Raw genomic sequence first — 23,335 nt, 5'->3', positions numbered from 1 at the left:
GCGGAGGCCCCATGCAAGACGACGATTTTTCCCTGTTCAGAAGCGAGACACGTGGCGTCAAGCCGCTCAAGCATGAACACGCCGATGTCGGCAAACCCAAGACCGATCGAAAAATGCTGGCCCGCCTGCGCCAGTCGGCGACCTTGCGCACCGACTCGGTGACCGTCGACGGCTTGTCGGATCAATTCGTGATCGACGTCGGTCCTGAAGATGTTCTGAGCTGGTCGCGTGACGGTGTGCAGGAAGGTCAGATGCGCAAGCTCAAACTCGGGCAGATCAGCTTCGAGGGCAGCCTGGACCTGCATGGCATGAGCGTGGAAGTGGCGCGCGAGACGCTGTGGGAATTTCTGGCTGAAGCAACCCGTCTGGAAATACGCTGCGTACGCGTCACCCATGGCAAGGCGGTACGCCTGGACGGCAAGCGGCCGATGATCAAGAGCCACGTCAACACCTGGCTGCGTCAGCATTCGCAGGTACTGGGCTTTTGCTCCTGCCTGGCCAAACATGGCGGTGCAGGTGCGGTGTACGTGATCCTCAGGCGCACCATGATGGAAGGGCGCGACGAGTAGAACCCGCCGCGCCCTTCCAGTCAGTCAGACTCGTCGTCGGGCTGCATGTTGCCGCCCCGCTGGTGACTCAGCGACCCGGGCCAGGACCGCCAGGACCAGGACCACCGCCCTCATGATGCCCGCCACCGCCGCCATGTCCGCCCGGACCAGGCCAGAACGGCCAGCAACCGGAAACCGACGACAGTACAATCGCGAACAACGCTATTTTTGCTACTCGACTCAACATCCGGGTTTACTCTCTAGACAGGCAATGGATTGATGACCTGCCTACTCAGACCGCAATGGACCTCGGAAGTGGGTAGCGATCTGGTCGCCAACGTGTAAGCGAGAGGATACAAAAGCTGTAAAAGCGGATTTTTCAGGGCAAACAAAACAACAGCCAGCCAGACACAAAAAAGCCATACGACTTTGGACCTGACTCAGGCGACTAACTGCCCTGACATAGCTATCGCAGGCCTTCAGAACCAGACCTTGAATGCAAGCCATGAAAAAACCAGAGCAAATACTGCACCGGATGCAGCAGACACCAGAACGTTTCGTGGTTCATGGGCAGGCATGTTGCGGACCTCGTTGCCCAACTGCTCGAGGTCTTCGCGCATCCGCTTTATGACTTGATCGTGACTCATACTCATCTTCTCTCGAAATGCCGATTCATGCGTTGCGTACACACTTTCGCTTGGTCCAGCCTGAATCTCAAGCGCTGCAAGTCGCTGTCCGCTACTGGATACTGGCTGCCTGGAGCTTGTGAATGAAAGCGGCAGCAGTAACTATTACGGTGATCAACCCACCAGCCGCCACGAATGGATAAAAGCTCGTTTCGCGCTGGAGCTTATTGGTCTCTGCGATCATTTTTCGTGCCTCAGCCACAAACTTGTGAACCTCAGCCTGGAGTTTCTCAAGTTCCAGCTCGTCCTTTTGACTCGGCATCCAACCTCCTATCAGAGTCTGACCTTAATCTCACAAGCCGCCTTCATGAAGCAAGGATACGCTTCAGATCTGCTTTGCAAACGCTTGAAAAAGCTACGACATATGTCATTCCAGCACTCCAATCAAGGCAACAGAAACGCATGTCGGAGAGCCCAAGCCAAAACACATGCTCCCTGCATTCGCTTTTCTGCGGCTCTGAAAAGCACCTGGCTATAGCGCAATGCAGGGCAAAGTCTAAAAACCGGCGCTGATTGCGAAAGCATTACGAGGCCACGGCAGTACAACTGCGAGCACACCTACGCTAACATGTGCCCAATCGCCGGGATAAACCTCGCTTTCATCGCCAATCGACGAGATCCGCAGGTTACGTATGCGCAATCGCCCAACTCCACTGGAGCGGGATCGGCAAACGGGACACCAGCTCGATTGGTAAAAAATCGGTACAGACCCAAACGTACCGCTCTGAAACCTATACGGAATCACCCTCTGTGACACTGGAACAGAATTACACCGCCATCCTCGGGCAACTGGGCGAGGACGTCTCGCGCGAAGGTCTGCTGGACACCCCCAAGCGCGCCGCCAAGGCCATGCAGTATCTGTGTCGCGGTTACACGCAGACCCTGGAAGAAGTGACCAACGGCGCGCTGTTCAGCTCCGATGCCAGTGAAATGGTGATGGTCAAGGACATCGAGCTGTACTCGCTGTGCGAGCACCATCTGCTGCCGTTCATTGGCAAGGCACATGTGGCCTACATCCCGCAGGGCAAGGTGCTTGGCTTGTCGAAAGTGGCGCGTATCGTCGACATGTATGCCCGCCGTCTGCAGATCCAGGAAAACCTCAGCCGCCAGATCGCCGAAGCCATCCAGCAGGTCACCGGCGCGCTGGGCGTTGCGGTGGTGATCGAAGCCAAGCACATGTGCATGATGATGCGTGGCGTCGAGAAGCAGAACTCGGCCATGATCACCTCGGTGATGCTGGGCGAATTCCGTGAAAACGCGGCCACCCGCAGTGAGTTTCTCAGCCTGATCAAGTGATCGTTCAGCCTGCGTTCACCTGCCGTGAGGCAAGCTGAACGCACGGCTGGGCACGCCACCGCCCGCAAGAGGTATGACCTTGTTCATGAAAGCGTTAAGAGTCGGCCTCGGCCAACTCGTCATCGGCATCGATTTCCTGACTCGCCCGAGCAGGAAGAAACGTGATCCGCAGGCCCAGGCGGCTGTCGCTGAAGCGGCTCAGAACCTGACGCTGTATCAGTTCCATGCCTGCCCGTTCTGTGTGAAGACGCGTCGCGCCCTGCGCCGCCTTAATGTTCCGGTCGCGTTGCGCGATGCGAAAAACAACGAGCTTGATCGCCAGACCCTGCTCAACGAGGGCGGCAGGATCAAAGTGCCTTGCCTGCGCATCGAGGAAGGTGACAAAACCGTATGGATGTATGAATCCAAGGTGATCATCGACTACCTGAACCAGCGCTTCGGCGCGATCTGACCGCCGTTTGCCCGGCGCCTCTCAGCGCGGGCAACCTTCCGCGCGACAGGCCACATAGGCTTGCAGCTGCTTCACTCGTACGCGGGTCTGCTCGGCCAGGCATTGCGACTGCAGCAATGGCCAGATAGAGCCTGAATCCTCGGGCTTGCCCGCCTGATACAGGCAATCGGCGTCACGCAGGGCTATCCACTTTCGTTGCGCATCCTTGAGTGCCTGCTTTTTCGCCGGGGTCTTCAACCACGCCATCTGCGCGTTGTACTGCTTGTTGAGATCGGCATCGAGCGCTGCCTGCTCATTGGCAGCGCAGCGGTTCATGCTGGCCTGATTGGCGTCGCAGTCCTCGGCCTGGGCCGAGCAGCCGATACCCAGCGCAATGAAAGCACCCAGCAGTACGATTGGAACGCGCATACATTTCCCTTTGTTCAAATGACGGATGTGTCAGTCCAGCATACCGATATAACCCGGCTGTGCCTTGACCCGATCCAGCCAACGGCGGATCCCGGTGTAGGGTGCCAGATCGAAACCGCCCTGATGCGCGACGTGGGTGTAGGCATACAAGGCAATGTCGGCGATGGAAAAATTCTCGCCGACCAGAAACGGCGTACGGTCGAGCTGCTGCTCCATCACCGCCAGTGCGCGATAGCCGGCCTTCTGCATGGCGCGATACTCGGTCATGCGTTCGGCCGGCAAGCCCAGATAGAACTGGATGAAACGGGCCACCGCAACCGACGGCTCATGGCTGTATTGTTCGAAGAACTGCCACTGCAGCACCTGGGTACGCAGCCTGGGTTCGCTCGGCAGGTACGAAGAGCCGTCAGCCAGAAAGTTGAGAATCGCATTGGACTCCCACAGGCAAGTGCCATCTTCCAGCTCCAGCACCGGAATCTTGCCGTTGGGGTTCTTTTCCAGAAACGCCGGGGTCTGGGTTTCGCCGTTGAGAATATCCACCGGCACCCACTCGTACTCGCTGCCCAGCAGGTTAAGCATCAGCTTGACCTTGTAGCAGTTGCCCGAGTTGTAATCGCCATAAACCTTGTACATCAGACTGCTCCCTTGCTGCGTCTATGTTGACGTCTTGGATCAGGCGGCCTGCAGAAGGTGTGCTGCGCGGACCACCGACGCCAGTCGTTTTATACCCTCATCAAGCCGTGCAGGGTCGATATGGCTGAAATTGAGCCGCAAGTGACCGTGATTGGCGTCCGGATCGGCAAAGAAAGGTTCGCCCGGCATGAACGCCACATCGTGCGCCAGCGCTGTATCCAGCAAGGTGCGCGTGTCCAGCGGCTGCTTCAGCGTCAACCAGAAGAACAGTCCGCCTTGCGGGCTGTTCCAGGTGGCCAGGTCGGAAAAATGCGTTTGCAAGGCACTCTCGAACGCATCACGACGGCCCCGGTAAAACTCGCACAGCGTCACCAGATGCTCACGATAGTGCTCAGTACCAATCCACTGCAAGGCCTGCCACTGGCCGAGGCGATTGGTATGCAGATCGGCCGACTGTTTCAGGCGCAGCAAGTGCGGAAACAGATCGGGGCTGGCGATCAGATAGCCCACTCGCAGGCCCGGCAGCAGCGTCTTGGAAACCGTGCCGGTGTATATCCAGCTGGCCGTCTTCAAAACGCTGACGATCGGCCTGGCACTGCCGCCGTCAAAGCTCAGTTCACGATACGGCTCGTCCTCGATCAAGGTGACACCGAACTCGTCGAGCAAGGCCGCAACGGCATCGCGACTGGCCTGGCTGTAGCGCACCGCCGAGGGGTTCTGGAACGTCGGGATGAGGTAGGCGAAGGCTGGCTTGTGCTGTTCCAGACGCTGACGCATGGCCAGCAGGTCCGGGCCTTCGGCCTGCAGCGGCACGGTGATGCAGTCGGCGCCGAACAGCTGGAATATCTGCAGCGCCGCCAGATAAGTAGGCGCCTCGAGGAGAATTTCGGTGCCCTTGTCGATGTACAGCTTGGCCGCCAGGTCCAGTGTCTGCTGAGAACCGCTGACCACCATGACCTGACGGGCATCGCAGTCGATACCCAGGGCGCGAGCATCGGCGGCCAGCACTTCGCGCAGCGCAGGTTCGCCCTCGCTCATGCCGTACTGACCCAGCGCAACAGGCATGTCGGCCCACTCCACTTTGGGCAGCATCGACTCGGCGGGCAGACCACCGGCGAACGACATCACTTCCGGACGCTGAGCGGCGGCGAGGATCTCGCGAATCAGAGAACTTTTCAGACGGGAAACGCGTTCGGAGAAAGCCATGGCAGTTACCTGTAGCCGAGACAATTGGAAATACGTCAAACTGATTGACTCAAATTACGACGATCAACCCGGATACGTCAACATGCTTGACCTTAAAAAACCTGCCAATCAACAAATGGCCATGGAAGCCTTCTTCTTCGGCTATCAGGCATTCACTGCCAAGGCTGATGAAATGCTGGCCAGACGCGGCTTCAGTCGCGTGCACCAGCGCATCGTATTTTTCATCGCCCGTTACCCCGGCCTGAGCGTCAAGGAGCTGCTCACCGTATTGGGCGTGAGCAAACAGGCCCTCAATGCTCCGCTGCGCCAGCTGATCGCCATGAACCTGGTGCACAGCGCGGTCCCCGAAAATGACAAGCGCAAACGACTGCTGGGCCTTACCGATGAAGGCGCCCTTTTTGAACAGGGCTTGCGTCGCGAACAGGTCAAACTGCTGCAGCGGGTGTTCGCCGAAGCGGGTCAGGATGCCGTGGACGGCTGGCTGATGGTCAATCGGGCGCTGGGGCAGACCCTGCAGTCCGGCGCTTGCCCGGCCGGGGCTGACGCCGAGTAAACGCCACGGCTGCAACTGTGCTGGCGTTTACTCGTGTCGCTGTATTGCAAGGCCGGGCAGCCATGCGTTTAGGCTTGGCGCCCTTTGCTATCTGCCCGCTTCAAGGAACGCCCAGCATGAACCAATCCCTCAAGGTGCCATTGCGCCCGCTGACAGACTCATCGCCGTCGGCGGTGGTTGCCGGTTTCATCGCCATGATGACCGGCTGCACCAGTTCGCTGGTGCTGATGTTCCAGGCGGGCCAGGCGGCAGGGCTGAGCAGCGTGCAGATTTCATCCTGGCTGTGGGCGCTGTTCATGGGCATGGCGGTGTGCAGCATCGGCCTCTCGCTGCGCTACCGCATGCCGATTACCGTGGCGTGGTCGACACCCGGCGCCGCCCTGCTGATCACCAGCCTGGGCGGTGTCAGCTACCCACAGGCCATTGGCGCATTCATGACCAGTGCGCTGCTGGTGATTCTGTGCGGAGTGACCGGCAGTTTCGAGCGCATCGTGCGGCGCCTCCCAGCCTCGCTGGCCGCGGCCTTGCTGGCAGGGATTCTGTTCCGGATCGGCAGCGAGATCTTTATTGCCGCACAGCACCACACCAGCCTGGTGCTGGGCATGTTTTTCACGTACCTGCTGGTCAAGCGCCTGTCGCCACGCTATTCGGTGCTGCTCGCGCTACTGGTCGGCATCGGCATCTCCGGCCTGCTGGGCTTGCTGAACTTTGATGGCCTGGCGCTGGAAGTCGCCATACCGGTCTGGACCACGCCCGAGTTTTCATGGGCGGCGACGGTCAGCATCGGTATCCCGCTGTTCGTGGTGGCCATGACCTCGCAGAACATGCCCGGTGTGGCCGTGTTGCGAGCCGACGGCTACTACCCGCCGACCTCGCCGCTGATATCGGTGACAGGTCTTGCCTCATTGCTCACGGCACCGTTTGGCTGCCACGGGATCAATCTGGCAGCAATCAGTGCCGCCATCTGTACCAGCCCTCATGCCCATGAGGACAAGTCAAAACGTTATACAGCGGCGATCTGGTGCGGGATTTTCTATGCAATAGCCGGCATTTTCGGTGCAACCCTGGCGGGTCTGTTCAGTGCGTTCCCCAAGGAGCTGATGCTCTCGATTGCCGCACTGGCGCTGCTCGGATCGATCACCAATGGCCTGACTGTTGCGATGGCCGAACCGAGGGAGCGCGAACCCGCCTTGATCACCTTCATGGTGACCGCTTCAGGACTGACGCTGTTTTCCATAGGCTCGGCATTCTGGGGCATCGTCGCGGGCTTGCTGACCTTGCTGATCCTGAACACACGCAAGACCGATTAGGCCAGCCGCCAGCAGCACGACAGAGACATCAGCTACGCGCGGCGGGGGCTACCAGCAGAGTTCCGGCGTCGGCATCGAGTATCGCCTGAGTGCCCAGTGGCACGGCCTGATTGAGATCTCCATGCCCTACAGGCACACCGCCGAGTACCGGGATGCCGAGACTGCCCAGCCGCTCCAGCAACACATCGGCAGGGCTGATGGTGCGGCCAGTGTTAGCGGCAGGGGTAAATTCGCCGACGGCAATGCCGGCCAGAGACGCAAGAATCCCGCAGTTGCCCAGGTGGGTGAGCATGCGGTCGACCCGGTAGGCAGGTTCGTTGACCTCTTCGATGAGCAGGATCGCACCGCTCAGGTCAGGCATGAACGGCGTACCCACAGAGGTGTCGAGGATACTCAGGTTGCCACCCAGCAGCAGGCCCTGTGCGCTGCCAGCGGTTCTTACCCTGGCGGTTGGCGAGGCCGGATCAGCCTTGAGCAAGACCGGCTCGGTGCTCATCAGCACATGGCGCATACCGCTGACGAACAGGCCACCACGTTCCAGCTGCGAAGCGACCGGCCCATGGATGGTCGCCAGGCGCGCGTGGTTCCACAGCGCACCGTGCAACGCGGTGATGTCAGAAAAGCCAGTCACCAGCTTGGGGTCACAACGCACCGCGTCCATATCCACCTGCTGGACAATCCTTTGCACGCCATAACCACCGCGAGTGCAGATGACCGCACGGATTTCCGGATCGGCCAGCGCGGCGTTGAGGTCGGCGAGCCGCTGTTCATCGGTCCCGGAATAGAACGAGTAGCTGCCCAGCGCATGCGGATAGACCCGAGGACGCAACCCCCACCCCTCAAGCACCGCCACCGCCGCCTGGATCTTGCCGGGGTCCACAGGCCCTGCCGGAGATACCAGCGCAACGGCGTCGCCAGGTCGCAGAGCCCGGGGGTGGAGAGTGTTCGAAGAGGTAGCAGGCATGATGTCTTCCAAGTGTTGATCGAACAAGGAATCTAGAGCACTGAGGGTGGGCGACTCAAGCCATATCCGTCGTCAGAATGTTTCATCCGCAGATCCGTCTGAACGCCAGTGGCGCAACGTACTCCTATCAACCACATGGATCAAACGGCATTCGCTGGGTGATCGCTTCTTGCCCGAATGGCGCGATGAGCGTTTGAATCCATTCTTGAACCCTTTTCAGGAGACCCTGCCATGACCGATCTTTCCAACCGCCAGTTCCTGCTCGCCAAACGCCCTTCGGGCGATGCGCGCCGTGAAGACTTCACCTATCAGGAAGTCCCGGTCAGCGCACTTGCCGACGGGCAGATTCTGGTCAGGAGCAAATACCTGTCACTGGACCCGGCAATGCGTGGCTGGATGAATGAGGGCAAATCCTACATTCCAGCCGTAGAGCTGGGCGAAGTGATGCGTGCCATCGGCGTGGGTGAAGTAATAGAATCGAAAAACCCCAAGTTCGCTGTAGGTGACCATGTTCAGGGACGCCTGGGCGTGCAGGACTACTTTGCCGGTGAACCGAAGGGCTTCTACAAGGTGGACACCAACCTTGCGCCCCTGCCCCTTTATCTATCGGCACTGGGCATGACCGGCATGACCGCCTACCTGGCGCTGCTGGACGTCGGCCAACCGAAAAGCGGTGACACCGTGGTGATTTCCGGTGCGGCGGGTGCTGTCGGCAGCATCGCCGGGCAGATTGCCAAGCTCAAGGGCTGCCGGGTCGTCGGCATCGCGGGAGGCACGAAAAAATGCCGTCTGCTGACCGAGGAGCTGGGCTTTGACGCAGCCATCGACTACAAATCCGAAGACGTCATGGACGGTCTGAAACGCCACTGCCCGGATGGCGTGAACGTGTACTTCGACAACGTCGGTGGCGACATCCTCGATGCGGCGCTCAGCCAGCTGGCGGTCGGCGCGCGCGTAGTGATCTGTGGTGCCATCAGCCAGTACAACAGCACCAAGGCGATCAAAGGCCCGGCCAACTACATGTCGCTGCTGGTCAACCGCGCTCGCATGGAAGGCTTCATCGTACTGGACCATCCGGAACGCTATGCAGAAGCGGGTCAGGTCATGGCCGGCTGGATCAAGGAAGGCAAGCTCAAGAGCAAGGAGCACATCGTAGAAGGCCTCGAGACGTTCCCGGAGACCTTCCAGATGCTGTTCAGCGGTGAGAATCAGGGCAAGCTGATCCTGAAAGTGGAATAAACCCGCGGGCTTTTCGCAGCGTCACAGCTCTTCGCCACTCTGTGGGTAGAGCCGTGATGTTACGCATCCATCTACTCAAGCCAGCTCGGCAACCACCGCCGCCAGGGCCTTCGCCGGATCAGCCGCCTGGCTGATCGGGCGGCCGATGACGAGGTAGTCAGAGCCTGCATCCAGTGCCTGACGAGGGGTCAGGATACGGCGCTGATCGTCCTGCGCACTGCCCGCCGGACGGATGCCGGGCGTCACCAGTTGCAACGACGGGTGAGCGGCTTTCAGGGCCTGCGCTTCCAGTGCCGAGCAGACCAGACCATCCATTCCGGCCTTCTCGGCCAGAGCCGCAAGGCGCAGCACCTGTACCTGCGGGTCGATGTCCAGGCCGATACCGGCCAGGTCTTCACGTTCCATGCTGGTCAGAACGGTCACGCCGATCAGCAACGGCTGTGGACCGGTGCGCTGCTCAAGCACTTCCCGACAGGCCGCCATCATGCGCAAGCCGCCCGAGCAGTGCACATTGACCATCCACACGCCCATCTCGGCCGCCGCCTTGACCGCCATCGCCGTGGTGTTGGGGATGTCGTGGAATTTGAGATCCAGAAACACTTCGAAGCCCCTGTGGCGCAGGGTCTCGACGATGTCGGCCGCGCAACTGGTGAACAGTTCCTTGCCGACCTTGACCCTGCACAGTTTGGGGTCGAGCTGATCAGCCAGGCGCAAGGCGGCTTCGCGGGTCGGAAAATCCAGGGCGACGATGACAGGAGTCTGGCAGGCGGACATGAGCGTGGTCTCAGGTAAGTCGAAATCGGCGCGCATTGTAGCCGAACCGGCGCACCGGCGGGACCCATCGATCGGCATTTGCCCGAACAGCGTCCTGAGCCTTCTGAATTCCATGCACCCCTGGCGGTCATCGCCGCACCAAACCGGATCAAACCTGTACAACGAGTTGAATCGATTCACCCTGACGTTCTGTAAACGACCCGTTTTGAAGCATCACGACAGTGATCCGTGCACTGGCACGGCCTCTGCAACAGGATGTTTCAACGTTTATCGAATCCCAGGGAGAGAACAATGAGCACACAACTCAAGCCGACGCTCGGCACGATTCATTTATGGGGGATCGCGGTAGGGCTGGTGATTTCCGGCGAATACTTCGGCTGGAGCTACGGCTGGGGCGTTGCGGGTACGCTGGGCTTTTTGGTAACAGCCCTGATGGTTGCCACCATGTACACCTGTTTCATTTTCAGTTTTACCGAGCTCACCACCGCCATCCCGCACGCCGGCGGTCCGTTCGCCTACAGCCGTCGTGCCTTTGGCGAAAAAGGCGGACTGATCGCAGGCATGGCCACCCTGATCGAATTCGTCTTTGCGCCACCGGCCATTGCCATGGCGATCGGTGCGTACCTTAATGTGCAATACCCGGGTCTTGACCCCAAGCATGCGGCAGTCGGCGCCTACATCGTCTTCATGGCGCTCAACATCGTGGGCGTGAAGCTCGCCGCAACCTTCGAGCTGGTGGTGTGCATTCTGGCCGTCGCCGAGTTGCTGGTGTTCATGGGCGTCGTCGCGCCTGCCTTCAGTTTCAGCAACTTCGCCCTCAACGGCTGGGCCGGTTCGCAGACCTTCGGACCCGAAGCCATTGCCGGCATGTTCGCTGCCATCCCCTTCGCCATCTGGTTCTTCCTGGCCATCGAAGGCGCTGCAATGGCCGCCGAAGAAGCCAAGGACCCGAAACGCACCATCCCGAAGGCCTACATCAGTGGCATTCTGACCTTGGTGATACTGGCGATCGGCGTCATGCTGTTTGCCGGTGGCGTGGGCGACTGGCGCACCCTGGCCAACATCAACGATCCGCTGCCGCAGGCCATGAAAGCCGTGGTCGGTGACAGTTCCGGCTGGCTGCACATGCTGGTGTGGATCGGCCTGTTCGGTCTGGTCGCCAGCTTCCACGGGATCATCATGGGTTACTCGCGCCAGTTCTTCGCCCTCGCCCGCGCCGGCTACCTGCCCGCCTCGCTGGCCAGGCTTTCGCGCTTCCAGACGCCGCACCGGGCAATCATCGCCGGCGGTCTGATCGGCATCGCCGCGATCTACAGCGACGGCCTGATCAACCTGAGTGGCATGACGCTGACCGCTGCGATGATCACCATGGCCGTGTTCGGCGCCATCGTCATGTACATCATGAGCATGCTCAGCCTGTTCAAACTGCGCAAGACCGAGCCTGGCCTGGAGCGCACGTTCCGCGCCCCCGGTTATCCGGTAGTGCCCGGCATCGCCTTGGCGCTGGCCGTCGTGTGTCTGGTGGCAATGGCCTGGTTCAACGCATTGATCGGCCTGATTTTCCTCGGCCTGATGGCCATCGGCTTCATCTACTTCAGCCTGACCGCCAAATCGCGTGCCGACGCGCCGACCGACGTGATGCTGACCGGGGAGTAACTGCCAGGTTCCAAGGGGTTGCGGGCGAATGCTTTCGCACGCAACCCTTCAGGGCGCATACTCTTGAACCATTAGGCAGCCGTGCTGCTCAAAGCGGTATCACAATAAGGAGAGCGCTATGCCCTGGTATGCCTGGTTAATTCTGCTCGTAGCCATTGGCTCGATCGTCGGCGGTCTGATGATGCTGCGCGACACAGCCAAGAAACTGCCCCTCACCGAAGAACAGCTCAAGCGCGTCCACGAGCGCAACGCAGAAATGGATGCCAAGGACGCCAACGACCGCTGAGTGCCTCCGGGTGGCAGGCGCAAAACCTGCCCCTCTGCTAGTTGCCGGGCATCCCGGCATTCACCGGAAGCACCTTGATGTGCAGCGGCTCGAAAATCTTCGCCAGTTGCCCATCTGCACGCAGCCTTTCCAGTAGCTGCTTGAAGTGCGGCACATCAATATTGCCATTCGGACGCAACAACGCGTATTGACGGTAGACCTGATCGACACGCTCGGACACCATCAGTTGCGCCGCTTCTTCCTTGTTATGCGCCATGAAATCAATCAGATACGAACGGGTAACGGGCGCCACATCGGCGCGGCCACGCACCACCATCAGCAAGTTGCTGTCGTGGGAGTACGTGGAGGTAATGGTGAAGTGCTCGCTCAGGTACTTCTGATCGGTATTGAAGTTGGCAAATCCATAATGATAGCCACTGAACAGTGCCAGACGTTTGTCAGCCAGGGTGTCGAAGTAATCCTGCCCACGTCCTTCCACTCGGCGCGCCACATAGACCTCGGCATCCTCGAGCCCCATATCGATCTGTTCATGGGGAATGTCCTTCCAGCCCCAGCCGGGGTTTTCGAAGACTGCAACATCGAAACGCCCTTCCGTGAAGTCACGAAAACGCCGAGGCACTGAAGTGGGGACCATCACGAATTCATAGTCGTCCTGCTCGCCATTCAGGGCATTGATCAGTTGGGGTAAAAGACCGGCGTCTTCACCTTTTTCAGGACGCACCATATAAGGGGGGAAATGCACTGCAGCCACCCGCACGATCTGCGCGGCGAAGACCTGCGGCGTTGCCATCAACGGAATGAAGAGCATGACACCGGTAACGATCGTGCGCGCCATACCGTCAATTAACACTGCAAGTCTTTTCATAAAACACGACATCAATCAAAGCCGTTCAAGCTATGCGGTTTCCAGGATTTAAACAACTGTCAAATCGACAGCGTCAGCGCTCTGCGGTGCGCTTGCAGTATTCGAACAGGCAAGTGAAAGCCGCCTGCGAGGCACCAATGCAATCACCTGTGGTCACTGTAGGGGCAGTTGTAACAACAAGAATGCCGATGCAAAGCCCTGAGTGTGCGCAACGGGTTAATCTGGCTACGCTGAAGCCATTGACTATCGTAAGGAAGCTGGATGATGCCGCACTGGCTGGTGATTGATCTTGAGGCCACGACCGAAGAAGGTGGATGGCCGGTCGCAGAAATGGAAGTCATCGAGATAGGCGCGACGCTGGTCAATCAGGACGGACGCGAGCTGGACCATTTCGAACGCTTCGTGCGCCCGGCACGCAGGCCGTTGCTGACCCATTTCTGCCGCGAGCTGACCCATATCAACCAGAGCAGCATCGACAGCGCCGCGCCGCTGACGACGGTGTGGCCGCAGTTCGAGCGCTGGTTGAGCCATCATCGGGCACGCATCGTGGGCTGGGCCAGCTGGGGGGACTACGATCGTCAGCAACTGGAAGAGGAATGGCGCCACCACCACCTCGACAGTGCGCTGTCCAGCATGCCGCACGTCAATCTCAAACAGCGTTTCGCCCAGGCCCGCCACTTGCAGAAACCGATAGGGCTGAACAGTGCCTTGCAACTGGCAGGCATGCAGTTCAGCGGGCAACAACACCGCGCCCTGGTCGATGCGCGCAATACTGCCAGGCTGCTGCCGTTGATCCTGCCCAATTGAATGCTACTGCAGGTCGACGTTTCGTCAGCGTCGACGTGCAAGGGGCGTGACGAGTTTTACCGTGTTGGGCATACTGGCGAGCCATTTTCAGCCCTTTCAAAAGGAACCGCCCATGTTCAAGGTCAACGAGTACTTCGACGGCACCGTCAAATCCATCGCCTTCACCCAGGCCGATGGTGAGGCAACCATCGGTGTCATGGCAGCGGGCGAATATGAGTTCGGTACGGCGCAACGGGAAATCATGCATGTGATCTCCGGCGAGTTGAGCGTGAAACTTCCGGACAGCACTGACTGGGAAACCTTTGCCACCGGCAACCAGTTCAACGTACCGGCCAACAGCAAGTTCCAGATCAAGGTCAAAGTCGATACCGCCTACCTGTGCGAATATCGCTGAGGCTCACCGAGTGGGAGGCTTGACCTCCCACGTTCCCCACAAGCCCTTCTCGCCCTCTCCTACTCAACCCCGGCATTGAACTGCAACGCCGCCAGTCGCGCATAAAGCGGGTTGCTGGCGATCAACTGCTGATGGGTGCCCACCGCGACCAACCGCCCCTGATCCATGACGGCAATCCGGTCGGCATTCTGCACCGTGGCCAGCCGGTGGGCGATGACCAGCGTGGTACGCCCCTGCATCAAGCTCGGCAGAGCCTGTTGAATCAAGTGCTCACTCTGCGCGTCCAGCGCACTGGTCGCCTCGTCCAGCAACAGGATCGGCGCATCGACCAGCAAGGCTCGGGCAATCGCCAGACGCTGCCGCTGTCCGCCGGACAAGCCCACCCCGCCCTCACCCAGATGCGTACGGTAGCCGTCGGCCATGTCGAGAATGAATTCATGCGCATGGGCAATGCGCGCCGCCGCCTGCACCTGCTCGAGGCTCGCAGTGGCGTTACCGTAACGAATGTTGTCCTCGACAGTGCCGAAAAACAGCGCGGGCGATTGTGAAACCAGCGCGAAGCAGCGGCGCAGGTCATGGGGATCGAGCTGCGCGATCGGCACGCCCTCGATCAGGATGCGCCCTTGAATCGGGTCGTAAAAACGCAACAGCAGATCGAGGATGGTCGACTTGCCTGCTCCGGAGGGCCCGACCAGCGCCAAGGTTTCACCAGGCTCGATGCTCAGGGTCAAATTATCCAGTGCATTGCGCTCGGGACGCGACGGGTAAGCGAAGGTGACATTCTCCAGCGCCAGACGCCCGCTGATGCGCGGTGGCAGGCTCTGCAGGTCGGTGGTGGGCACGCTGATCTCGCTGCGCGCCTGAAGCAGCTCGCCGATCCGCTCTGCGGCACCGGCGGCGCGCTGCAGATCGCCAATCACCTCACTCAACGTGCCGAACGCCATGCCGACCATCAGCGCGTAGAACACGAACGCTGCCAACTCACCGCTGGAAATGCGGCCGCTGATCACGTCCATGCCGCCCACCCACAACATCACCGCCACCGCACCCAACACCAGGACGATCACCAGCGTGATCAGCCAGGAACGCTGCAGGATGCGTTTGCGAGCGGTCTCGAACGCCTGCTCCACCGTATGCGAGAAACGCTGCTTGTCCTGCTGCTGGTGATTGTAGGCCTGCACCGTCTTGATCTGCCCCAGGGCCTCGGCCACGTAGCTGCCCACATTGGCGACCCGGTCCTGGCTCTCGCGCGACAGGTTTCGTACCCGCCGCCCGAACATGAGAATGGGCGCGATGATCAGCGGTAACGCCACCACCACGATGCTGGTGAGTTTGGGATTGGTGATGAACAACAGCACGATGCCGCCGATGACCATCAGCGCATTGCGCAGGAACATCGACAGTGACGAGCCGATCACCGACTGCAACAGCGTGGTGTCGGCGGTCAGTCGCGACTGGATTTCCGAACTGCGATTGTTCTCGTAGAAGCCCGGATGCAGCTCGATCAGGTGATCGAACACCTTCTTGCGCAAGTCGGCAACCACACGCTCGCCGATCCATGACACCAGATAGAAACGGGCGAAGGTTCCGACGGCGAGGCCGACCGTCAGCAGCATGAAAAACCCGATCGAGCGCTCGAGCAACTGCGGTGAACGGGTCATGAAACCCTGATCGACCATCAGTTTGATGCCCTGCCCGATCGACAGGGTGATGCCCGCGGTAATGACCAGTGCCAGCAATGCGCCGAGCGCCTGCCAGCGATACGGCGCGATGAAACTCGCAGCCAGACGCAAGGCCTGGCGATGACGTCGGGTAATCCGTGAAATCATGAACGATGAACCTGCCTGTCTGCCCGATCTGTCTGAATTGCAAAGCCTACACCTGTGTTGCCGGGCGCGCCGAACATCATTTCGAATGAACTTGCGGCCGGTTTCCAGAGTCAGGTTATGACTGCTTTACAGAGGCCGCTATAAGACATCGATCTAAGCGTCTGCTGGCAGATTTGCATCATATCTGTTGCACTTGGAGCGCGTTTGAGCGGCTGACAGTACGTGTCACGGACCGGTCATCAAGCGCGGTTAACTTAACGCCGTTACCTGATGAAAGGAGAAACACCATGAACCCGCAAGAGCGCAGCAACGAAGTTCAAGTCGTTCGAGCCACGCCCAATCTGCCGGTTGGCGGTGCAGTTCTCGACCAGCACGGGGAAGAAGTCCTGATCACCGAAGAAATGGTTCAGGCTGCCTGCCAGGAATGCGATAAGAACTGGGTAACCCCGGAAAAATAAAACCGAGCCGTACCAGACATTTGAAACCCGACCACTTGGTCGGGTTTTTTATTGTCCGCCAGCCCGGCTGGCGATCAGACCAGCACCGCACCCAGCGCCCGCACCAGTTGCGCCAACGCCTCGGACTCGCCCTCCAGGCGCACCTTCAGCCCTTCTATTTCCCGGCGTGGCGGGTACTGCTTGCGCAATGCATCAAAGGCCAGACGCTGGCTGGCGGTGTCACCGGTCAGGCTGCGGCGGAAGTCCGCATCGTCACGTCGCGGGTCATACACGCCGCGGCACAGCATGTTAAGTGCCCAGACCGGGTCGCAGGCCGCGTCGAGACTGACCTGGGCCAGCCAGGGTTTTGGCAGCAGATCGTCCAGCTCGATCGTCGCAGGCTGATCAAGAAAGCCGCAAAGCGCCTGATAGATCTGTGCCGTGCCGCGCTGCCTGCCATCCAGGCTGTAGCCGGCGATATGCGGCGTCCCCAGAATGCACAGATCAGCGAGTGCGACGTTGACCTGCGGCTCGCCTTCCCACACATCCAGCACAGCCTGCAGGTCTTCCCGCTCAAGCAGGACGTCATGCAGCGCCGCGTTATCCACTATGGCGCCACGGCTGGCATTGATCAGCCAGGCGCCTTGCCGAAGCTGACGCAGGCGCGCGTCGTCAAGCAGATGCCAGGTCGGTGACGCTCCGGTTTTGCTCAGCGGCGTGTGCAGGCTGATGACGTCACAGCGCTGCAGGATCTCGTCGAGGCTGACGAAATCGCCGCCTTCGGCAGCCTGGCGTGGCGGATCGCAGACCAGCACGTTCCAGCCCAGGGCCTTCAATACGCTGATCAGCCGAGCACCCACCTGCCCTGCACCGACCACTCCGTAGGTGCGCTGCGCAAGGTCGACACCTTCGATTTCAGCCAGGGTCAGCAGGCTGCCGAGCACGTAGTCCACCACGCCACGCGCATTGCAGCCCGGAGCACTGGCCCACTGGATACCGGCTTGCTGAAACCAGTCCAGATCCAGGTGATCGGTGCCGATGGTGCAGGTCCCGACAAAACGTACCGGGCTGCCTTCAAGCAGTTCGCGGGTCACTGCGGTGACCGAGCGAACCAGCAGGATGTCGGCATCCGCCACCGCGGCGCGATCCATGGCGCGGCCCGGCAAGCGATGGATTTCACCAAAATGAGCAAAAAAGGCGTCGAGCAGGGGAATATTTTCGTCGGCAACAATGCGCATGGAAGACTCTCTGGGTCTGGCGAACAGGGACCTGCTCGAATCGGGAACAGGCGTGTCGTGAACAGGCGCGGGTTGCAGCGATATGGCGATCAGTCGGACTTCTTGCGGATCCAGTAGAGGAACGTGCCCTCTTCGGCTTGCTCCGCAACCAGCTCGTGACCGAGGAATACACAGAATTTCGGAATATCGCGACGCGTGGACGGATCGGTTGCAATGACCTTGAGCAGACCGCCCGCAGGCAGATCACGCACCTTCTGGTGCAACATCATCACCGGTTCCGGACAAAACAGCCCTACGGCGTCCAGCTCGGCGTCGACAGTGAGGTTTTCAATGGGCTCAGACATGGGGCACTCCAGAGACGGGGGAGGATTGTCGCTCAATTCAGTCGATCAGGCCAAATGCTGATGGCGGCGCGCGGCCAGACAGCAGACAGAAAAATGCCAGGCACGGGGCCTGGCATTGATCATGAGCCGGGCGACCGTCAGAACGGCAGCTTCATACCGGGCGGCAACTGCATGCCAGCGGTCATGGAAGCCGTCTTGTCCTGGCTGGCCTGCTCGATCTTGCGCACGGCGTCGTTGACGGCGGCGGCGATCAGGTCTTCCAGAACTTCCTTGTCTTCCTGCATCAGGCTGTCATCCAGGTTGATACGCTTGACGTCATGACGACCGGTCATCACCACGCTGACCAAGCCTGCGCCCGATTGACCGGTGACTTCCGCGTTGGCCAGTTCTTCCTGCATCTTGGCCATTTTTTCCTGCATTTGCTGCGCCTGCTTCATCAGGCCAGCCATGCCACCTTTCATCATGGGATATCTCCTCGAAAATGGATGGTTCGTTTGCGTGGCGCCAGCGGCACCCTGTGTTCAGTTATTGAGCCTGCACCGCAGGCGCGTCAACGGGTTTGATCGTGTCTTCCCGGATCACAGCGCCGAACTGTTGCAGCATCTGCTGGATGTACGGGTCGGCCTGGATCGAGGCTTCGGCCTGGCGCTGGCGCTCGGCACGCAGCCGTGAAGCGGCCTGCGCAGGGGTTTCCTGCTCGGGCTTGATCAGCTCGATACTCAGATTGATCGTGCGCCCATGGTACTGGTTCAACGCATCGTTCAGACGCCGCTGCTGAGTCGAGTTGAACAGCGCGCTGTGCGCCGGGTCCAGGTGCAGCAGCCAGTTATCGCCATCGACCGAGATCAATGTGCAGTTGGCCGCGATGCTGCCGGTCATGCCGGAGATCGGCAGCTTGGGGAACACGTCCAGCCACTCGGCCGCAAGACCGGTGGCCGGTTTGGCGGCCGGAGCAGGCTCCGGCTCGACCGCTTCAAGCTCGACGACACTTTCGTGGGCCAGCTCGTCCAGATAGCTGTAGGACGCCGGGTCTATGTCGATATCCGGCTCGACGTAATCATCATCCGCTGGCGGTTCGTCATCACGCCCCATCGGCCCGGAGTCGGAAGACATCGAATCGGTGTGCGTGGACAGATACGCAGAGTCCGGGATGGCTTCGAGCATTGCCGGCGCGTCCTGCTGCTCGGCAACCGGCTGCTCAGGCTCGGCCTCGGGTGCGGCCGGCACCGGGCTGGCGGGCGCAGGCGTCGGCATGGGCGTCAGGTCAGGCTGCTCGGAAACGGTCTCCAGAACCGGCTCGGCGACTGGCTCGGTATCGGTATCGGTATCAGGCGCAGTTTCGGCGGCGGGTTCGGCAGCCGGGGATTTCGGCTCATTCCACGGCAGGTCGAGGTCTTCGACTGGCGCGGCTTGTGGCTCTGGCTTCGATTCCGGCTGCACCGCGGGCTCTGGCCGGGCGGCGGGCGGCTTCGGCGCCGCTGCAGGCGGCAGCGCTTCGAAGGCCGGATCGGGCGCAGCCATCACCGGAGCGCTCGACACTGCGGGAGCTGCCGATGCAACAGGTGTCGCATCAGCCACTGCTTTTCGGGAATCAACCGTGGCCTGGCTGATCCCCACTGGCTTTAGCGGCTGCCTCGGCGCGTCCTCGCTGTCGGCAGGACGAAACGCCAGCATACGCAGCAGGACCATCTCGAAGCCGCCACGCGGATCAGGGGCCAGTGGCAAGTCACGACGACCAATCAAGCCCATCTGGTAGTAAAACTGCACATCTTCGGCAGGCAGGGCCTGCGCCAGGGCCAGCACCCGGTCACGATCGCCGTGACCGTTGTCGACGCCTTCCGGCAGCGCCTGGGCAATCGCCACACGGTGCAGCACGTTGAGAATTTCCGAGAGCACGCCATTCCAGTCAGGGCCCTGCTCGGCCAGATGGCGTACCGCCTCCAGCACCCCGCGGGCATCGCCTTCCAGCAGCGCGGTCAGTACATCGAAGACCTGGCCGTGGTCCAGCGTGCCGAGCATGGCACGTACATCGGCAGCCATGACCTTGCCTTCACCGAAGGCAATGGCCTGATCGGTGAGGCTCATCGCATCACGCATCGAACCGTCGGCGGCGCGCCCGAGCAGCCACAGCGCGTCATCTTCGAACGGCACGTTCTCGACGCCCAGCACGTGGGTCAGATGCTCGACCACGCGCTCGGGCGTCATGTTTTTCAGCGAGAACTGCAGGCAGCGCGAAAGGATGGTCGCCGGCAGTTTTTGCGGATCGGTGGTGGCCAGGATGAACTTGACGTAGGGCGGCGGCTCTTCAAGCGTCTTGAGCAAGGCGTTGAACGAGTGGCTGGAAAGCATGTGCACTTCGTCGATCAGGTAGACCTTGAAGCGACCGCGACTGGGCGCGTACTGCACGTTATCCAGCAGCTCGCGCGTGTCTTCGACCTTGGTGCGGCTGGCGGCGTCGATTTCGATCAGGTCGACGAACCGGCCCTCGTCGATCTCCTTGCACACCGAGCAGGTGCCGCAGGGCGTCGAAGTAATGCCGGTTTCACAGTTCAGGCACTTGGCGATGATCCGCGCGATAGTCGTCTTGCCGACGCCCCGTGTGCCGGTGAACAGATAGGCATGGTGCAGGCGCTGGCTGTCCAGCGCGTTGATCAGGGCCTTCAACACATGAGCCTGGCCGACCATTTCGCGGAACGAGCGCGGACGCCATTTACGTGCAAGAACCTGATAACTCATTTAAAACCGTCGCAACTGGTAAGCGGAAGACCGCCAATGCTAGCCGAGCAGGGGCAAAATTGCATCTGGTGTCCGCCTCTATTGTGGCTAAGCTGTGCAAATGACTCTATTGACGCGCTTTATCCGGGCCTTTACCACGCCGCGGCTGCCTCGTGCAGCGGCGGTCTGCCTGCTATTGCTGTTGCCGCAAAACGGCAGCGCGGCGCAGAGGACCTTGAGCTTTGCGGTCAACGAAGGCTGGACCATGCCGATGATGCACATCACCGACTTTCGTCCCGAATCCGGCATTCTGTTCGACATCATGCAAAGCCTTGCGCACCATGTGGGCCTCGAAGCCCGTTATCACGTGATGCCGCGCCTGCGTATCCAGTCGGCGCTCGAGCGCGGCGAAGTCGACATGCACTGTTACAGCGCCCAGGCGTGGTTCCCCGACCTTTCCGGCGACTACCTGTGGAGCCTGCCGATTCTCTATCAGCGCGACTGGCTGGTCGCTTCGGCCGCAACAGCTGCCGGCCCCTACCCCGAGCAGTTCGACAACGAAACCGTCGGCACCGTGCTGGGCTACACCTACCCGGCCCTCGAGCACCTTTTCGAAACTCATCAACTGGTCCGTGAAGATGCACGCACGCAAAACCAGACGCTCGGCAAGCTGATGGCCGGGCGCTACAACTACGCGGTGACCAATCAGTTGATCCTCGAATGGACCAACCGGAACCTGCCTGACGGCAAGAAACTCAAGCCGATCTCACTGGTCGCCGAACAGCCGGCCGCCTGCATGATCCGCAATAACCCCGAACTGCCAGTGGGCAGAATTTTGCGCACGCTGGTGCAGATGCGTCTGTCGGGCGAGATCCAGCAAATCATCGATCACTACACCACACCCACCGCACCCTGATCCTTGATCTGCGCTGTCGCAATAGCGTCATATTCCATGGTTACGCTCGCGTGAAATCTTTGGTAACACATTAACCAGCGCGAGTATTTGGCGATGAGCGACAGACCAGACGACGAAGAGACCAACGAAAACCCCAGCCGCCGTCGTTTTCTGGGCGGGATGGCTGCCCTGGGTGCAGGTGTCACCCTTAGCAGTTACGTTTCTGCCCACGAGAAGCCGCCTGGCGACAACGAACGGCATCATCACCTTGCCGGACCCGCGCTGGATCGCGCCTTGCGCGAAAATGTGAAAACCATTGTGGTGATCTACGCCGAGAACCGTAGCTTCAATAACCTGTTCGGCGATTTCCCCGGTGTCGAAAAGCCGCTCTCCTCGCTCAGGCCTTCCGATTACGAGCAGCGCGACCGCGACGGCACGCGCTTGTCCAAACTGCCCCCGGCCTGGGGCGGCGTGCTGCAGGTCGGACCGCAAACCGTCGATGGCGTGACCTATCCGGTGGGCGAGCAATTTCAGCAAGACCTGCCCAACGCGCCGTTCCCGCTCAAGGGACCAAACGGTGAAGACCTGCCGCTGAGCCTGGTGACCCGCGACCTATGGCACGTCTTTTACCAGAACCAGATGCAGATCAACGACGGCAAGAACGACCGCTTCGTGGCCTGGGCCGATGCAGGCGGCCTGACCATGGGCAACTACGCACAGACTCAGTACTCGCTGCGCCTGTGGGATGTGGCCGAGGAGTTCGTACTGTGTGACAACTTCTTCCAGGGTGCTTTCGGCGGCTCGTTCCTCAACCACCAGTACCTGATTTCAGCCACGGCGCCTGTTTACCCGAACGCCGCCGAATCGCCGGCCAAGTCACAAATCGCCACCCTGCAGAGTTTCAACCCGCAGGACCCGCGCCTCAAACCACTCGACAAGTCGCCGGCCAGCGCCATGGACGGGCCGCCGCAGTTCGGCCCCAGCGCCATCACGCCGGACAACTACGCCGTCAACACCATGGCCCCGCCGTACTGGCCAACCTGGCTGCGTGACCCGCAGAACCCTGATTACTCGAAACCGGATCTGCCCAACGTGCTGGTTCCGCAAAGCCACGAGCACATCGGTGACAAACTGTCGAAAAGGAATGTCGACTGGGCCTGGTATGCCGGTGCCTGGCAAGTGACGCTGGATGAATTCAAGGACTCCACCGGGATCCCGAAAATCCCCAACTTTCAATACCATCACCAGCCGTTCAACTACTTCAAGCAGCAGGGTCCGCAGCACCCTGAAGAGCGCAAGAAACGCCTGCGTGACGGCGGGCTGGGTGACGAGTCGAGCACCAATCGCTTCCTCGCCGATGCCGAAGCGGGCAAGTTGCCTGCCGTTACCTTCTACAAACCCCAGGGCAACCTGAACATGCACGCCGGTTACGCCGACGTGGCTGCGGGTGACCGGCACATCGACCGGGTGATCAAGGTGCTGCGCAAGAGCCCGCAGTGGGACAACATGGTGATCGTCGTCACCGTCGACGAGAACGGCGGCTGGTGGGACCACGTCGCGCCGCCCAAGGGCGACCGCTTCGGGCCCGGCACCCGTGTTCCGGCGCTACTCATCTCCCCTTTCGCCCGCAAGGGCAAGGTCGACCACACGGTTTACGACACCGCCTCGATCCTGCGCCTGATCACCCGCGTGCATGGCCTGGAAAAGCTCGACGGCCTGAAACGCCGCGACGAGGCCATGATCGCGCGTGGCCAGACGCCAATGGGCGACCTGACCAACGCGCTGCAGTTTCCGGCCTGAT

General features: G+C 60.5%; 26 protein-coding genes. 13 read left to right on the top strand and 13 right to left on the bottom strand.

The window, feature by feature from the left end; translation table 11 throughout:
• Positions 1–11 precede the first annotated feature (11 nt).
• The gene (locus KBY08_RS15550; RefSeq protein ID WP_003405798.1) at positions 12–569 is read left to right on the top strand and encodes a Smr/MutS family protein; all 558 of its coding nucleotides are present in this window, start codon (positions 12–14) and stop codon (positions 567–569) included.
• Positions 570–1,027: 458 nt separating this feature from the next.
• Here the strand turns inward: KBY08_RS15550 and KBY08_RS15545 are convergent, their stop codons facing one another.
• Positions 1,028–1,195, bottom strand: coding sequence for a hypothetical protein (locus KBY08_RS15545; RefSeq protein ID WP_003405800.1), 168 nt, complete (start codon positions 1,193–1,195; stop codon positions 1,028–1,030).
• A 91-nt stretch (positions 1,196–1,286) separates the two neighbouring features.
• Positions 1,287–1,496, bottom strand: coding sequence for a hypothetical protein (locus KBY08_RS15540; RefSeq protein WP_003343114.1), 210 nt, complete (start codon positions 1,494–1,496; stop codon positions 1,287–1,289).
• A 488-nt stretch (positions 1,497–1,984) separates the two neighbouring features.
• Here KBY08_RS15540 and folE point away from each other — a divergent pair, with 488 nt between their 5' ends.
• Both folE and KBY08_RS15530 read left to right on the top strand, forming a co-directional pair.
• On the top strand, positions 1,985–2,530 hold the full coding sequence (gene folE, locus KBY08_RS15535; protein WP_003343112.1) for a GTP cyclohydrolase I FolE: 546 nt from the start codon (positions 1,985–1,987) through the stop codon (positions 2,528–2,530).
• A gap of 73 nt (positions 2,531–2,603) precedes the next feature.
• Entirely contained in the window at positions 2,604–2,981 is a 378-nt protein-coding gene (locus KBY08_RS15530) for a glutaredoxin family protein (protein WP_003405811.1), read from the top strand.
• Positions 2,982–3,002: 21 nt separating this feature from the next.
• On the opposite strand, the gene KBY08_RS15525 is transcribed toward KBY08_RS15530, so the two are convergent.
• Genes KBY08_RS15525 through KBY08_RS15515 form a run of 3 tightly spaced genes read right to left on the bottom strand, consistent with a single transcriptional unit; the run spans position 3,003 to position 5,228 of the window.
• Entirely contained in the window at positions 3,003–3,389 is a 387-nt protein-coding gene (locus KBY08_RS15525) for a lysozyme inhibitor LprI family protein (protein ID WP_024643171.1), read from the bottom strand.
• Positions 3,390–3,419: 30 nt separating this feature from the next.
• A complete protein-coding gene (locus tag KBY08_RS15520) occupies positions 3,420–4,022 on the bottom strand; it encodes a glutathione S-transferase family protein (protein ID WP_003343108.1) in 603 nt (200 codons plus the stop codon).
• A gap of 39 nt (positions 4,023–4,061) precedes the next feature.
• Complete coding sequence (locus KBY08_RS15515; protein ID WP_225651172.1) at positions 4,062–5,228, bottom strand: PLP-dependent aminotransferase family protein; 1,167 nt, start codon at positions 5,226–5,228, stop codon at positions 4,062–4,064.
• Between the two features lie 82 nt (positions 5,229–5,310).
• Here KBY08_RS15515 and KBY08_RS15510 point away from each other — a divergent pair, with 82 nt between their 5' ends.
• Positions 5,311–5,781, top strand: coding sequence for a MarR family transcriptional regulator (locus tag KBY08_RS15510; RefSeq protein ID WP_024640620.1), 471 nt, complete (start codon positions 5,311–5,313; stop codon positions 5,779–5,781).
• A 116-nt stretch (positions 5,782–5,897) separates the two neighbouring features.
• The gene (locus KBY08_RS15505) at positions 5,898–7,091 is read left to right on the top strand and encodes a benzoate/H(+) symporter BenE family transporter (RefSeq protein ID WP_111522477.1); all 1,194 of its coding nucleotides are present in this window, start codon (positions 5,898–5,900) and stop codon (positions 7,089–7,091) included.
• 28 nt (positions 7,092–7,119) lie between these two features.
• On the opposite strand, the gene KBY08_RS15500 is transcribed toward KBY08_RS15505, so the two are convergent.
• On the bottom strand, positions 7,120–8,055 hold the full coding sequence (locus KBY08_RS15500) for a S66 peptidase family protein (RefSeq protein WP_111522523.1): 936 nt from the start codon (positions 8,053–8,055) through the stop codon (positions 7,120–7,122).
• A gap of 231 nt (positions 8,056–8,286) precedes the next feature.
• Here KBY08_RS15500 and KBY08_RS15495 point away from each other — a divergent pair, with 231 nt between their 5' ends.
• Entirely contained in the window at positions 8,287–9,294 is a 1,008-nt protein-coding gene (locus KBY08_RS15495) for an NADP-dependent oxidoreductase (RefSeq protein WP_011267273.1), read from the top strand.
• A gap of 75 nt (positions 9,295–9,369) precedes the next feature.
• On the opposite strand, the gene pyrF is transcribed toward KBY08_RS15495, so the two are convergent.
• A complete protein-coding gene (gene pyrF, locus KBY08_RS15490; RefSeq protein ID WP_003415842.1) occupies positions 9,370–10,068 on the bottom strand; it encodes an orotidine-5'-phosphate decarboxylase in 699 nt (232 codons plus the stop codon).
• 291 nt (positions 10,069–10,359) lie between these two features.
• Here pyrF and eat point away from each other — a divergent pair, with 291 nt between their 5' ends.
• Positions 10,360–11,724 (top strand): ethanolamine permease, encoded by a 1,365-nt coding sequence (eat, locus tag KBY08_RS15485; protein WP_024660977.1) that lies wholly within the window; start codon positions 10,360–10,362, stop codon positions 11,722–11,724.
• A 118-nt stretch (positions 11,725–11,842) separates the two neighbouring features.
• On the top strand, positions 11,843–12,010 hold the full coding sequence (locus tag KBY08_RS15480) for a DUF2897 family protein (RefSeq protein WP_003405831.1): 168 nt from the start codon (positions 11,843–11,845) through the stop codon (positions 12,008–12,010).
• Positions 12,011–12,047: 37 nt separating this feature from the next.
• On the opposite strand, the gene KBY08_RS15475 is transcribed toward KBY08_RS15480, so the two are convergent.
• Positions 12,048–12,887: a substrate-binding periplasmic protein gene (locus KBY08_RS15475; protein ID WP_011267270.1), complete on the bottom strand. Its 840-nt coding sequence runs from the start codon at positions 12,885–12,887 to the stop codon at positions 12,048–12,050.
• Positions 12,888–13,139: 252 nt separating this feature from the next.
• Between KBY08_RS15475 and KBY08_RS15470 the strand changes: the two genes are divergently transcribed.
• Together KBY08_RS15470 and KBY08_RS15465 are read left to right on the top strand one after the other, a co-directional pair.
• A complete protein-coding gene (locus KBY08_RS15470) occupies positions 13,140–13,682 on the top strand; it encodes an exonuclease domain-containing protein (RefSeq protein ID WP_003405835.1) in 543 nt (180 codons plus the stop codon).
• 112 nt (positions 13,683–13,794) lie between these two features.
• A complete protein-coding gene (locus KBY08_RS15465) occupies positions 13,795–14,076 on the top strand; it encodes a pyrimidine/purine nucleoside phosphorylase (RefSeq protein ID WP_003343080.1) in 282 nt (93 codons plus the stop codon).
• 59 nt (positions 14,077–14,135) lie between these two features.
• Here the strand turns inward: KBY08_RS15465 and KBY08_RS15460 are convergent, their stop codons facing one another.
• Positions 14,136–15,905 (bottom strand): ABC transporter transmembrane domain-containing protein, encoded by a 1,770-nt coding sequence (locus KBY08_RS15460; RefSeq protein ID WP_024660978.1) that lies wholly within the window; start codon positions 15,903–15,905, stop codon positions 14,136–14,138.
• A gap of 287 nt (positions 15,906–16,192) precedes the next feature.
• Between KBY08_RS15460 and KBY08_RS15455 the strand changes: the two genes are divergently transcribed.
• Positions 16,193–16,363 carry a PA1571 family protein gene (locus KBY08_RS15455; RefSeq protein ID WP_003315168.1) on the top strand — a complete coding sequence of 57 codons (171 nt, stop codon included), beginning with the start codon at positions 16,193–16,195 and terminating at the stop codon, positions 16,361–16,363.
• Positions 16,364–16,437: 74 nt separating this feature from the next.
• Here the strand turns inward: KBY08_RS15455 and pdxB are convergent, their stop codons facing one another.
• From pdxB to dnaX, 4 genes are all read right to left on the bottom strand, one after another.
• Positions 16,438–17,580, bottom strand: a complete 1,143-nt coding sequence (gene pdxB / locus KBY08_RS15450; protein WP_024660979.1) for a 4-phosphoerythronate dehydrogenase PdxB — start codon at positions 17,578–17,580, stop codon at positions 16,438–16,440.
• Positions 17,581–17,669: 89 nt separating this feature from the next.
• Positions 17,670–17,924 (bottom strand): sulfurtransferase TusA, encoded by a 255-nt coding sequence (gene tusA, locus KBY08_RS15445; RefSeq protein ID WP_003371482.1) that lies wholly within the window; start codon positions 17,922–17,924, stop codon positions 17,670–17,672.
• A gap of 137 nt (positions 17,925–18,061) precedes the next feature.
• Positions 18,062–18,388, bottom strand: a complete 327-nt coding sequence (locus KBY08_RS15440; protein WP_002552818.1) for a YbaB/EbfC family nucleoid-associated protein — start codon at positions 18,386–18,388, stop codon at positions 18,062–18,064.
• A gap of 61 nt (positions 18,389–18,449) precedes the next feature.
• Positions 18,450–20,660: a DNA polymerase III subunit gamma/tau gene (gene dnaX / locus KBY08_RS15435; protein ID WP_024660980.1), complete on the bottom strand. Its 2,211-nt coding sequence runs from the start codon at positions 20,658–20,660 to the stop codon at positions 18,450–18,452.
• A gap of 100 nt (positions 20,661–20,760) precedes the next feature.
• On the opposite strand from dnaX, the gene KBY08_RS15430 reads away from it, so the two are divergent.
• Entirely contained in the window at positions 20,761–21,555 is a 795-nt protein-coding gene (locus KBY08_RS15430) for a substrate-binding periplasmic protein (RefSeq protein WP_024660981.1), read from the top strand.
• Positions 21,556–21,648: 93 nt separating this feature from the next.
• Entirely contained in the window at positions 21,649–23,334 is a 1,686-nt protein-coding gene (gene acpA / locus KBY08_RS15425) for an acid phosphatase (protein ID WP_024660982.1), read from the top strand.
• The last annotated feature ends 1 nt before the right edge of the window (position 23,335 follow it).

The organism is Pseudomonas sp. P135, from assembly GCF_020312125.1.
Lineage (GTDB): Bacteria > Pseudomonadota > Gammaproteobacteria > Pseudomonadales > Pseudomonadaceae > Aquipseudomonas > Aquipseudomonas fragariae.
This window is presented reverse-complemented; position numbering and strand designations above follow the sequence as displayed.